9 protein-coding genes are annotated in these 12,613 nt (G+C 44.0%); 4 read left to right on the forward strand and 5 right to left on the reverse strand.

The window, feature by feature from the left end; genetic code table 11:
* The coding region (locus G7B20_RS14090; protein ID WP_164112060.1) for a PHP domain-containing protein at positions 1–2,024 on the reverse strand (2,024 nt) is incomplete at its 3' end.
* Positions 2,005–3,183, reverse strand: coding sequence for a DNA polymerase IV (dinB, locus tag G7B20_RS14095; RefSeq protein WP_164112061.1), 1,179 nt, complete (start codon positions 3,181–3,183; stop codon positions 2,005–2,007). The genes dinB and G7B20_RS14090, both read right to left, overlap by 20 nt.
* Positions 3,184–3,276: 93 nt before the next feature.
* Here dinB and G7B20_RS14100 point away from each other — a divergent pair, with 93 nt between their 5' ends.
* Positions 3,277–3,561, forward strand: coding sequence for a helix-turn-helix domain-containing protein (locus tag G7B20_RS14100; protein WP_164112062.1), 285 nt, complete (start codon positions 3,277–3,279; stop codon positions 3,559–3,561).
* Positions 3,558–4,079 carry a DUF1016 domain-containing protein gene (locus tag G7B20_RS14105; protein ID WP_164112063.1) on the forward strand — a complete coding sequence of 174 codons (522 nt, stop codon included), beginning with the start codon at positions 3,558–3,560 and terminating at the stop codon, positions 4,077–4,079. Before G7B20_RS14100 ends, G7B20_RS14105 begins: the two co-directional genes overlap by 4 nt.
* A 442-nt stretch (positions 4,080–4,521) precedes the next feature.
* On the opposite strand, the gene G7B20_RS14110 is transcribed toward G7B20_RS14105, so the two are convergent.
* The 3 genes from G7B20_RS14110 to G7B20_RS14120 form a co-directional block, all read right to left on the reverse strand.
* Positions 4,522–5,235, reverse strand: coding sequence for a prolyl oligopeptidase family serine peptidase (locus G7B20_RS14110; RefSeq protein WP_164112064.1), 714 nt, complete (start codon positions 5,233–5,235; stop codon positions 4,522–4,524).
* A 221-nt stretch (positions 5,236–5,456) separates the two neighbouring features.
* The gene (locus G7B20_RS14115) at positions 5,457–6,476 is read right to left on the reverse strand and encodes a YhcG family protein (RefSeq protein WP_164112065.1); all 1,020 of its coding nucleotides are present in this window, start codon (positions 6,474–6,476) and stop codon (positions 5,457–5,459) included.
* Positions 6,477–6,620: 144 nt separating this feature from the next.
* Positions 6,621–6,989 carry a helix-turn-helix domain-containing protein gene (locus tag G7B20_RS14120; RefSeq protein WP_164112066.1) on the reverse strand — a complete coding sequence of 123 codons (369 nt, stop codon included), beginning with the start codon at positions 6,987–6,989 and terminating at the stop codon, positions 6,621–6,623.
* 873 nt (positions 6,990–7,862) lie between these two features.
* Here G7B20_RS14120 and G7B20_RS14125 point away from each other — a divergent pair.
* Positions 7,863–11,243, forward strand: coding sequence for a SusC/RagA family TonB-linked outer membrane protein (locus G7B20_RS14125; protein WP_164112067.1), 3,381 nt, complete (start codon positions 7,863–7,865; stop codon positions 11,241–11,243).
* Between the two features lie 11 nt (positions 11,244–11,254).
* Positions 11,255–12,613 (forward strand): RagB/SusD family nutrient uptake outer membrane protein, encoded by a 1,359-nt coding sequence (locus G7B20_RS14130; RefSeq protein ID WP_164112068.1) that lies wholly within the window; start codon positions 11,255–11,257, stop codon positions 12,611–12,613.

Genomic DNA, 12,613 nt, shown 5'->3' on the forward strand with positions numbered 1-12,613 from the left:
AAAGAGTACCCTGCAAAGCTCTCCATCTGCCGCCATATCTCCCTGCTCGCACTTTCGGGGTAGCCCTGCTTGCGGCAATGTTCGAAAAATTTACTTTCGATTTCCAGCAGATGCTCCTTGCTGCGGTACTTGCCCGACATCATCCTGCGCAGCACATCTGCATCCGACATATCCAGCCCCCCGTAGGCATGGCCGATCTTCATCACATCCTCCTGGTACACCATCACACCGTAGGTCTCTTCCAGCTGCTCCTTGAATACAGGATGCGGGTACACCACAGCTTCGGGATTATGGTGGCGACGGATAAATTCCGCCATCATCCCCGACGAAGCCACCCCCGGGCGGATAATCGACGAAGCAGCGACCAGTGTCAGGTAATCATCACAGCGGAGTTTGGTGATCAGCTGCCGCATCGCCGGCGACTCCACATAAAAGCAACCGATCGTATTGGCCGACCGGAGCTGATCCGCAATCTTCGGATCCTCAAAAAAGCGTTTCGGGTTGCCCGTATCGATGCTGATACCCCTGTTCTGTTTTACGATCTCCCGACAGTCCTTGATATGGCCGATACCCCGCTGCGATAGGATATCAAACTTCTCAAAGCCGATATCCTCCGATACATACATGTCAAACTGCATGGTAGGCAGCCCTTTGGGCGGATAGTCCAGTGCCGAATAGTAGGTGAGGGGCTGTTCAGAGATCAGCACCCCACTGGCGTGTATCGTCCGCTGGTTCGGAAAATCCGCCATCCTGTTATACACCGAGAGGATCGTGTTGGTCACCTCATTCTTATTCAGCATATTTTCAGGTTCATGCACCAGTCGGTCTATCTCCGCTTTGGGCAGGCCGTACACCTTACCCAGTTCACGCAGTATACTCCGCGAGCGGAACGTACTCATCGCACCCATCAGGGCAGTATGCCCCGTCTGGTAGCGGTTGAAAATATAATCATAGATATCGTCACGCTCATTCCAGCTAAAGTCGATATCAAAGTCCGGCGGCGACTGCCTTTTCGGGTTCAGAAAACGCTCAAAGGGCAGTTTCAGTTCGATCGGATCCACATCCGTAATTCCCAGGCAGTACGCTACCGCCGAGTTGGCTCCCGAGCCACGCCCCACGTAGTGGAAGTCCCGGCTGCGTGCATAGCGGCATATATCATCCGTGATCAGGAAATAACTCGAGAAGCGCAGATTCTCGATAATCTCCAGTTCCCTCTTGATACGCTCCTGCGCGACCTTGTCCATCGTGCCATACCTGCGCACGAGTCCCTCCATCGTATATTTATGCAACAGCTGCTTATCATTGACAGGATTGCCCGTAAAGGACTCCTTATTCTTCATTTTCTTAAAATCCAGATCAAAAGAGCAGGAGCCAAGCAGGCGGTTCGTATTACGTATCAGGATTGGGAAGTCCCGGTACATTTCCAGGAGCTGCACCTTCGGTATCAGCACCTCATCCTTATCCGCCACCATCCGTTTGTCCAATTGCGAGAAGAGAATATTATGGTCTATCGCCCGCAGCTGGCAGTGCAGTTTATAATCCTCCGGGATGAAAGAGACCGGTGTCAGGATCACATAGCGTTCCCAGTTTGCAGCAGTTTCCAGGCGGATCAGATTACGCTCGTTTGGCTTAATACCGATATACTCATTCTCCCGTAGATCCTTTATCGACCTGCTGCCGTAGGGGTAGATCATGTACACCTGATCCAGAAAAGGAGGCGAGTCCGGCAACCGCGAAGCCTCCCTGTTGTGCGTCGTCATCAGCTCATTCAGCTGCCTGAATCCCTCATTATTACGTGCGATACCTATGTACAGCAGCTCGTCCTTATTCCTGAACTCCATGCCGGCGAGAATATTCAACCCCGCTTTCATCCCCAGACGCAGCAAATCCAACGAACCCGACGAATTGTTGATGTCCGTCAGTACCGCCGTATCATGTCCCGTAGCCAACAGACCCTCCACCAGATCCTCCAGACGCAGCGTGCCATAGCGCAGGCTAAAATAACTATGCAGGTTGAGCATCATTCGCACCTCCTTTTTTATCCAACAGACAGATCCCCTTCTTGATCAGCTCCACGCCATAGCGGTTCCTGATCTTGTCGATAGCCTGCATCAGACGTATTTCCTCCAACGTATCATTGAATAGATCCACCTGATACGAGCCATGTATCAGTTTGCTGAATTTCACACCGATCAGGCGTATCAGCATCCGGCGCGTATACAGCTTTTTGAATAGTTCTAAAATCTTCTCCGTTATCACCCGGTCCGAATTCGTGTAGGGAATAGCGAGCTGCTGCGTATGCGTATCAAAGTTCGAATAGCGGATCTTCAGTGTTATACAGCCCGTTAGTTTCTGCTGATGCCTCAGGTCATAGGCCAGTTCATCCACCATCGCAACCAGCGTCTTGCGCAAGATATCCATATTTATCGTATCCGCCAGAAACGTATTCTCCTTGCTCATACTCTTCTGCTCGCGGAATGGCACTACCGCACTGTGATCCACCCCGTTGGCCTTGTTCCATATTGAGACCCCGTTTTCACCCAGCACCCTGCGCATCGTAAATACCTCCATCTGCTGTAGGGTTTCGATCTGCGATATCCCCATATTGCGTAGCGTGAGGTACGACTTTTCGCCCACCATCGGGATCTTACGGATCGAGAGCGGTGCTAGGAACATCTTTTCCATACCGCCTACCACCTGTTTCTCGCCGCAGGGTTTTGCCTCTCCCGTAGCTATTTTGGAGACCGTTTTATTGACCGATAGGCCGAAAGAAATCGGTAGCCCCGTCTCCTTGATAATCTTTCCGCGCAGCTCCTGCGTCCATTTCCAGCAGCCAAAGAACTTGTCCATTCCCGTGATATCGAGGTAGTGCTCATCGATCGAAGCCTTCTCTACGATAGGCGTTATCTCCTCGATAATCTCGGTCACCGTGCCCGAATACTTCGAATACAGGTCATGGTCACCCCGCACCACCACCGCTTCGGGGCACATCCGTAGTGCCAGCTTCATCGGCATCGCCGAGTGCACCCCATATTTGCGGGCCTCGTACGAGCAGGAAGCCACCACGCCACGATCCCCATTGCCACCGATCAGCACAGGCTTGCCCGTGAGATCCGAATTTATCAACCGCTCTACCGATACAAAGAAAGTATCCAGGTCACAATGTACGATATGCCTCTCCATCACTAGTTATTTAATTTTGCTAACAAAATTAGTATAAACTATGCTTTAGAATTGTATATTTGTTGCTAATATTTGTAGCAATATAGGAGGATTATGTCATTACTAGCTGATAATATGCGTTTTCTGCGGGGGCGTCGGGGCCTTTCCCAGCAGCGGGTCGCTGATGATCTCATCATCACCCGGTCGAGGTATGCCAAGTACGAAGAAGGGGCTTCCGAGCCACCGATAGAGCTGCTGCAGCGTATATCGTGGTATTTTCAGGTGTCGATCGATCTACTGGTGGGCATCGATCTGCAACGGTCTCGGATAGAGGAGCTGTTGAAGCTACCAGATTATCGTATGGTATTGCCTGTTAAACAAAACTCTCAACAGCGTTGAGAGAATTTAATTCGGATATAACTAATGCATTTAAAGATAGCTATGTTTTCGATTTTCTAAACCTTCCCGAACCACATAGCGAAAGCGATTTACAAAAAGGCTTAATCCATCAAATGAAAAATTTCATTTTAGAGTTAGGTAAAGACTTCTTGTTCATTGGCAAAGAATACAAAATACAGGTTGGCAATAGCGATTTCTATGTAGATTTGTTGTTTTATCATCGAGGTTTACAATGTTTGGTAGCCTTTGAATTGAAAGCCGATAAATTTAAACCCGAACACTTAGGGCAATTAAACTTCTACTTGGAAGCCTTAGATCGCGATGTGAAAAAAGCGAACGAAAATCCAAGTATTGGGATTTTGTTGTGTAAAGATAAAGACAGTGAAGTAGTAGAATATGCGTTGAGCAGAAGTCTTTCTCCGACAATGGTTGCCGAATATCAAATGCAATTACCTGATAAAAGATTATTGCAACAGAAATTACATGAGTTGTTTTCTGATAATATTTCTGAAGCATAATATACTATTCCAATACTTTAAATTATGCTTACACAAAAAGCTCTCGAGTTTTGGGATGCTAATTGATAGAAGAAGCATTTGCTAGGGCACCACAAGTATTGTGGCGCCAGCTGTTGAATACCTCCGTAGTGCATTTATTTGGTTATCTTATTCTACCCTGAGAGGAATTTTGTATAGCCGATTGGCGGAAACTAATTTGAATGGGGTGATTCTACCTGTGGTAAATCCTAACGAATTGCTGCAGTCTAAGATAGCGGAATAGAATCAATAACGGGTACGATATAATTGCGTCACTAGTGGGGACACAATTAGACTTTCAACCTCAAGATATCAAGAATACCACTACGTCATACTAGTTGGCAAGTTTTTATGCCTGTTTTTTTTCCTAGCTCTATTTTTGTTCAGTGCCTTCCATAGAGGGGTTAAAAAAATATACTTTTTGTTATGGAGTATAAGTATTCGGTTTACTCTGCTTCAGCAGCCACTGATAGATCTCAGGATTAGTCTCGTAGAGGTATTGTATACCATGGCCTTCATCCTTGAGTCGATTAAATATAATATTCCCACTGCATCTTTTTAGTGCCTTAGCTATTCTTTCCGTTTCCTGTATAGATATATCTTTATCAGCAGTTCCGTGATATGTCAGGATAGGAATATCTTTGAGGGCACAAATTCGAGAGGTGTCACTGTCATTTACCCCACCACATAATGGCACGATAGCAGCAATCTTCTCGGGATGGTCCAGTGCGGCAATATATGTTCCGTAGCCCCCCATACTTATTCCAGTCACATATACCCGGCTTTTATCGACACGGTATTTTGATATTACTTCATTGTACAGCGGATCAAACCAATTTTCTGTAGACCAATATTTTCCATCAGGGCATTGCGGAGCCACCATGATAAAGTCGAATTCTCTACCTTGATCCACTAAATAGGGGAGACCATATACCTTTAGTTTTTCCAGATCATTTCCTTTCTGTGAGCCGCCGTGTAGATAGATCACGAGGGGATATTTGGAGGTATCCTTGTCGTAACCTTTAGGTAGATAGGTTAGGTGTTTATAATTGACTTTTTGTTTTTCTTGAGCAATTGAAAGCGATGTGCAAAAGCAGAAAACGATAATTGAAAGAATACTAATTGTTGGACAGTTCATGGAACTGAAGATTTTGATAAATGATTTAATTCCCACTTTGACAACCATATTTTATTGTGTAAAATAGTTTATTTAATATAATATCTGCAGATGCTCCTAGACCTTCCGACCATAAGCGGATTGCGGAGTTTTTAGACAAGTATCAAACTGCGAGGTTTAGAATATGGAAAGCCGTTCTGTATTTACTTTGGAGCGGCCTTTTTTTGTTGTCTATTTTCTAATTATTCTTCCCATCCATAAACTACACCCTGTTCTCGTAGTACATTTTTCTCCCGTTCTATTTCGGCCGCTAGTTCTTCCTCTGATGGGAGATAGGCTAGATATTTGCTTGCAAATAGTTGCTTATTCTCGTTCAATACAGAATATTTAGCAATAGTACGATCTGTTTCCGTGCAGAGCAGGAGACCTATGGTCGGATTGTCGTCTTCTTTTCTCTCCAGATCGTCAAACATACGGACATACATATCCAACTGTCCGATATCCTGATGTGTGATTTTCTCTGTTTTTAACTCAACGATCACAAAACACTTCAATATATAATTGTAGAACACTAGATCGATAAAAAAGTCTGATGTCTCGGTACGGATGTGTTTTTGACGTGCTATAAAAGCAAACCCCTTACCTAGTTCTAATAGAAACTGCTGGAGATTATCTATTAGTGATTGTTCAAGTTGTCTCTCCGTATAGGCACGATTACTAGGAATGTTTAGGAACTCCAGTACTGTGGGATTACGTATAAAGTCTCGGTTATCCGGCTTTATGTCCTTTGTGTTTTCAACCATTTCATCAACGACAGGCTGTTTATTTGGTGAAGATAATAAACGTTGGTAGTAGAGCGTATTTATATTACGTTCCAATTGCCGTACACCCCAGTTTTGTTCAGCGGCTTCTTTCAGATAATACTTTCGTGCATTAGTATCAGTGACCCTTGTAATAGTCCGAATATGAGACCATTCCAATTTGGCACACGCGTGTGCCAAATCTTCCCAAATAGGAAAAGTCAGATAACATTTACGGATATCTCTCAATGTCCGGGTACTGAATCCACTTCCTAGAGCATTTGATAGATTCTGCAATATTTCCGTACCATAAATAGCTCGATCCTGTCCCCGCTGTTCTTTTTCTACGATACGTTTCCCTATCTCCCAATAGCATTCTATCATTGTGTAGGAAGTCGTGGCATAGACTTTTTCTCTTGCCTTATCCAGTAGAAGCTTTATTTCTTGAACAAATTCTTTCATAGCCCTCATCAATTAAAAATTGACCTTGTTTTTTATTTCACTACCTCGAATTCTTTTTCTTGCAGATAGGCTTTAAGTTCGGTATAAAGATTAATGTCTTTGATATCTTCAAACTTATAAAGCTAAAGTTTGCACTAGCGGTAATTATGTGTCAGTTCTAGGTCTGATTTCTAGTACACTGCTTTCAAGCTGTTTTGATTGAGAACCATCTTTATTGATTTTAGGAACCATTTCGTAGACAATTTCAATATCTTCGTACTTAGGCATATCATTTGGGACAAGATCTCGGATAGATTTTATTTTTAGAATTTTAGCAATTCTAAAAAGATGACTGAAATTGTATTTATCAGGATGAGCATAGCTTTCTACCTTACCGACAAAGCCCTTATCGACTCCAATATCGTCACTTAATTGCATCCTCGAAACACCTTTTTTCGTTCTAACTTCTTTCACCTTTTCAATGATTCGAAACTCTAGTTCTGTAATTTTCTTTTTTGAAACAAGTTTTTCCATAATGTAAATCATGCTATATATTGCATGTTTTGTTTTTTATTTGTATCTTTGTTTTGAACTAATGACATATTGGTTTGCAACTTGATTAAAACGAGTCTTGTTATCGAAAACGGCAAATTTTCAACGACGCAAGGCCATAGGATAGTTGCTACCTCATAATTTTGTATCTTTGCAATAATATGGGGTCGCTATCCTATCGGAACTTCGTCAAAGGCTCTTTGCCGTGCCTCGATAAAAGTGAAGATAGGGGGTGCCCCATTAATATTTATAGACTCGTTCACATAAACTTTATAAATTATGAGAACGAATTTTAACACCAACAAAAGCCATCCAGCACCGATATCCCATCGGTCGTCATGGTATTCCCAATTTTTACACATAAAGAACGTACCGGCCTCGCCAGAGTAATTTCAACTCTATAAATAGAAAAGGGGATTAAAGATTAATATTTTTATACCTATATCTTTAGATTTAACTCCGTTGAGCCCTTCGGGGATCTCCGCTACGGTCGATTACTTGTCCCGATTTCGGGATGACCATAGGGGAGAGTAATGACGTTTTAAAAACGTCAAAGCCCTTTTCTGTAAACCGACCTCTGTATATGAAAACAGAATTGCTTGCACAGGTTAGAAATCGGTTACTATCTATTTAAATTCGCACCTTAAAGATAGTATAGATTTTAAATACAAGCAAATGTTGTGTGTTTTATTTTATCGCGTTGCGATAATTTGGAGGTCGGTGTTTTTATTTATTTCTAGAATGGATGGTATAAAACCGATTATAAGCCAAGAAAAACCAATTAAATCCATTCAGAAATCACACTAGATTTTTGAATCTGTAATGGTGTCTTGCCATTGCATAATGAACCGAAAAATGAGAGATTTTTTTAGGAGCGGGAGAGGACTGTCCCAAGGGCAGGGCTATGTCTGCTCGATAATGCAAAGTAAAAGATATAGACTGCTTCTCCCGCTTGGGCGGTATCGCAGTGACGTGCTGTTGATGATTTTCTGTGTGTTGTTTAGTTCGCTTGTGTTTAAACAAGCGGTGGCCCAAGGATCCCGAGGTGAACTCGGGACCAAAGGCCTAACTCAGACGGTAGTCAGAGGTGTGGTATCATCTCTTCAAGATGGAAAGCCTATCGAAGGGGCTTCGGTTGTTGCGGATAAGAAGCAGACCCGAACAGACAAGGAGGGAAGGTTTACGATAGGCGTAGATAAGCCTACAGGGGTATTAACTATAAAACATATCGGATACAAGGAGCAACGGGTTGCCTATGAGAATACGGCGACATTATTGAATATCGCCCTACATACCGGTGAAAAACAGATCGAAGAAGTCGAAGTCGTATCTACCGGATACCAGAAGATACCTAAAGAAAGAGCTACGGGGAGCTTTGAGTTTATAGACTCCGCATTATTTAACAGAAAGGTGTCTACGGATATCATCAGTAGACTGGAAGATGTCGTGCCGGGCTTGTCTTTTAATAAGACTAACGCAGATAACAGAGGGAATGTGCTGAATATGAATGTAAGAGGTGTAAGTACCATAGGATCTAATCTATGGCCTCTGGTAGTAATAGATGGTGTGCCTTATGAAAATAGAATAGCAGACTTTGGTTTGGCGGCCTTTAATAACATTAATCCTAATGACGTGGAGAATATCACGGTTCTCAAAGACGCTGCAGCTGCATCTATATGGGGGGCACAGGCCGGTAATGGCGTCATTGTGATCACCACCAAAAGGGGGAAGTTTGATCAGAAGGCACAGCTTAGTTTCAATAGTAACTTGACGGTCATTCAAAAGCCCGATCTCTATAAATACAAAGTATTGTCTACTTCGGATTATATTGATATCACACGATTATTTTATGATAAGGGCAAGTACAGGTCACGACTGAACCAATGGAATAGGAATGTGGAGCCATTGGTCTGGCTGCTCAAAGAAGCTACGGACAAGAAAATAACTGAAGAAGAACTGGAGGCAGAGCTCGACCGCTTACGACAGATTGATCAGCGTGATGACTTTATGAAATATATCTATCGCCCGCAAATTAAACAACAGCATAGTCTTCGATTATCGCAAGGAGGTGAGAATGTTAATTTTTCACTGGGACTAGGGTATGATAAAAATTTGGCTACACTCATTACCGAAGATTACCAACGTGTCAATGTGAAAGGTACAGTACAGGCGCGTCCCGTCAAAAACCTAAACCTGGATCTTACCACCACCTACACCGAGTCCAAGAAAAAGGAGAGTTGGGATTACGTCCATTACAATGGACTCGCCAAAGGTTTGTCAAACCCTCCGTATATGCAATTGGCCGACGCAAACGGAAATCATCTGCCCGTAGATATCTCAGGGCTCAGCCCAGTTTACAGGGACACTGTTGCAGGGGGGAGATTACGGCCATTTACGTATGTTCCGCTGGATGAACTCTTGTTAACAGATCAGGTACAAAAGACCCGGGAGATGTTGATGCAACTCGATGCAAGCTACAGGTTTGATTTTGGACTTGCAATACATGCATTGTACGCTTATCAGCGGAATCACAATCCCATCAGCAATTGGCGGAGTGGGGAGTCTGCATTAGCAAGAGATTACGCCAATGCCTTTGCACAGTGGGATGATAATAATATCATATGGAATTATCCCCTTGGAGATAATCTGGTAGGCTCGGACTGGAGCCATTATGCCCACCAAGGTAGGTTCAATCTATCTTTTGATCGTTCGTTTGGTGATCAACATACAATTAGTTTTCTCGGAGGATTTGATATCCGTGAGCTTCAGAAGGATTTAAAGACCTTTCAATATTATGGCTATGAGCCAGATAAGGGGACTTTCCAACAGGTGCAGTTCGGGAGGGAGTTTAGAACTTTCAATGGAAAAGGTGGAGTCAATAGGATAATAGATCGTAATCGTATGGAATCGCTTACCAATCGATTTGTAGCATTTTATATGAATGGCTCCTATACGTTCAGACAGCGGTATATATGGAGCGGTAGTTTACGAAGGGATGCTTCCAATCTTTTTGGTGTAAAAGCAAACGATCGTGGACAGCCTTTCTGGTCTATGGGCATAGCTTGGTTGCTCTCGAAAGAAGACTTTATGGCGGATAGTTATTTTAATTACCTGAAGCTGCGTACTACTTATGGTTACAATGGCAACGTGAATAATAATACCTCGCCATTGCCTATAATGACCATTGAAAGTCAACAGCATTATATAACAGGACAGCCGTATGGGTTTATCAATAGACCGCCCAATCCCAAGCTGCGCTGGGAGCGTGTAGCAAATCTCAATTTCGGTCTAGATTTCGGGACAAGAGATGGGATGTTTTCTGGATCGATAGAGTACTATCAGAAACGAGCCAAGGACCTCATAGCACAGGCCGAGGTAGACCCATCTGTAGGCTTTACACACCTGACGGTGAATACTGCAGATCTAGTGACCAAAGGTTGGGATATCACGATCAATGTAAGACCTGTTCGCAGTAAGACTTGGGAATGGAACTCGAACCTAGTTTTCTCTAACGGTCGTACTAAAGTAGGTAAAGCTTATATGGCAAATGATATTGCAATGTCCAATGTGAGCAGAGCATCATCGGTCTTGATGACCCCTTTCGAGGGAAGGGATCTCTATAGCTTATTGGCTTTCGATTGGGCAGGGTTAGACCCTGCCGATGGTATGCCGCGAGCTTATTTGAACGGTGAGATGACCAGAGATTATAATGCCTTACTGTATGGGAATACAGCCTCACTGAAAGAGTTTGGTACACAGCGGCCACGATACTTCGGTTCGTGGCGCAATAGTGTACGCTATAAAAATCTGGAGCTCTCTTGGAATGTCTCGTACCAACTGGGGCATAAATTTATTCGGGAGACATTTCGTGCAGACTACATCTTTAACGATGGTATAGGTCATCCCGATTATGCTTTACGCTGGCAGAAGCCAGGCGATGAGGCTTGGACGGATGTACCGGCATTTGCCTATCCAATAAATACAGCAGCCAATCAGGTATACGGTAGCTCGTCAGCTTTGATCGAGCGGGGCGATCAGATTAAGCTACGGGACGCGCAGGGCAGCCTTGCTATCCCCACGCTATCGCGATACGGGTTTAAGAATTTTAGGGTATATGCCTATGTGCAGCATATAGCCACCCTATGGCAAGCCAATAAGAAAGGCATAGACAATGAGTATGGCGCGAGTATTCCAGATCCCCTGTCGACTTCATTAGGTGTCAGTTTTAACTTTTAATATTAATGAAAATGAAAGAGTTACTATATATAGGTACAATTGTTTGTTTACTGAGTCTCTCGGCCTGTAATGAGTTCTTGGACAAGAAGCAGGATATCAAGATGGTGGTGCCACAGTCCATAGAGGATGCGACCCATTTGCTGAATGATTATGGGACGATGAATATGGGCTATCCGATATGGGGAGAGCTAGGAATTGATGATTACTACGTGACCAAGGAAGTTTGGGAGTCGAGCATGGAAGACTATCGCAACGCCTATAACTGGGCAGATAGACCTTATACGGATGTGGCACAATGGCAGCGTCCCTATAAAGCGGTGTATTATGCCAATCAGACAATGGATGTATTAAGCAAAGTCGATCCACAGCAGGATCGCATCGGTTTTAATAGAAACTTAGGCGCGGCACATTTCTTTCGGGCTTTTGCTTTTCAGGTGCTGACGGAGGTACATTGCCCCGCTTATCAGACGAATACAGCCACTGCGGAATTAGGTATTCCACTGCGCTTAACGCCCGGAATGGATGATAAATCCACTCGTGCTACCCTGCAGCAGACCTATGAGCAGATATTAAAAGATTTTAAAGGCGCCGTGCAGTACCTTCCTATAGCGGAATCGGTGCGAGGTAGACCATCCAAAGCGTCTGCCTACGCCGGATTGGCACGGGCATACCTGAATATGGGTGATTTCAACAATGCCTATCAGTACGCTGATTCCTGCCTACAGTTACGAGCAGAGCTGATGGATTTTAATTTCCTGAAAGCAACAGACGATCTGCCCATCAAGCAATTTAATGTTGAAGTGCTCATCCCCATATCCAGTGTGTCAGCCGGACCTATGTCAAGTATGAACGCCATCATAGAACCAGAACTCTACAATTTGTATGCTCCTGATGACCTACGTAAAAGACTTTTCTTCAGACCAAACCCCAATCAAATGGGCGCTTACAACTTTAAGGGAAGCTATAATGAGAATAATTTTGAACTGTTCATGGGAATCACCACCAGTGAAATCTACCTCGTGAAGGCTGAGGCCGCTTGTCGTACTGGAAAGATTTCGGAGGCGCTGTCGGCAATTAATACGTTGCGTAAGTCGCGGTGGAGCAAGGATGTGACCTATCCAGTAATTTCGGAATCCGATCCAGAGCGTCTGTTAGGTTTGGTTTTGGAAGAAAGACGTAAAGAGTTGGTTTTTAGAGCACGTAGATGGACTGATCTAAAGCGACTGAATCTAGATGATCGGTTTAAGAAGACTGTCTTCCGTCAACTGGGAGCAGAGCAGTACGATTTGCCAGCAGGTGATCTACGGTATGCGTTTCGCCTATCGGAGGCACTGGTTAGAGTAGGCAGTATACCACAAAATAAAAGATAG

It is taken from the genome of Sphingobacterium sp. xlx-96 (assembly GCF_011007365.1).
In the GTDB taxonomy this organism is placed as follows: domain Bacteria; phylum Bacteroidota; class Bacteroidia; order Sphingobacteriales; family Sphingobacteriaceae; genus Sphingobacterium; species Sphingobacterium luzhongxinii.

Excerpts from the sequence above, each read along its gene's own strand:
- dinB (WP_164112061.1), bottom strand. The coding sequence starts at position 3,183 with ATGGAGAGGCATATCGTACATTGTGACCTGGATACTTTCTTTGTATCG.
- G7B20_RS14100 (WP_164112062.1), top strand. The coding sequence starts at position 3,277 with ATGTCATTACTAGCTGATAATATGCGTTTTCTGCGGGGGCGTCGGGGC.
- G7B20_RS14110 (WP_164112064.1), bottom strand. The coding sequence starts at position 5,235 with ATGAACTGTCCAACAATTAGTATTCTTTCAATTATCGTTTTCTGCTTT.
- G7B20_RS14115 (WP_164112065.1), bottom strand. The coding sequence starts at position 6,476 with ATGAAAGAATTTGTTCAAGAAATAAAGCTTCTACTGGATAAGGCAAGA.
- G7B20_RS14120 (WP_164112066.1), bottom strand. The coding sequence starts at position 6,989 with ATGGAAAAACTTGTTTCAAAAAAGAAAATTACAGAACTAGAGTTTCGA.
- G7B20_RS14125 (WP_164112067.1), top strand. The coding sequence starts at position 7,863 with ATGAGAGATTTTTTTAGGAGCGGGAGAGGACTGTCCCAAGGGCAGGGC.
- G7B20_RS14130 (WP_164112068.1), top strand. The coding sequence starts at position 11,255 with ATGAAAGAGTTACTATATATAGGTACAATTGTTTGTTTACTGAGTCTC.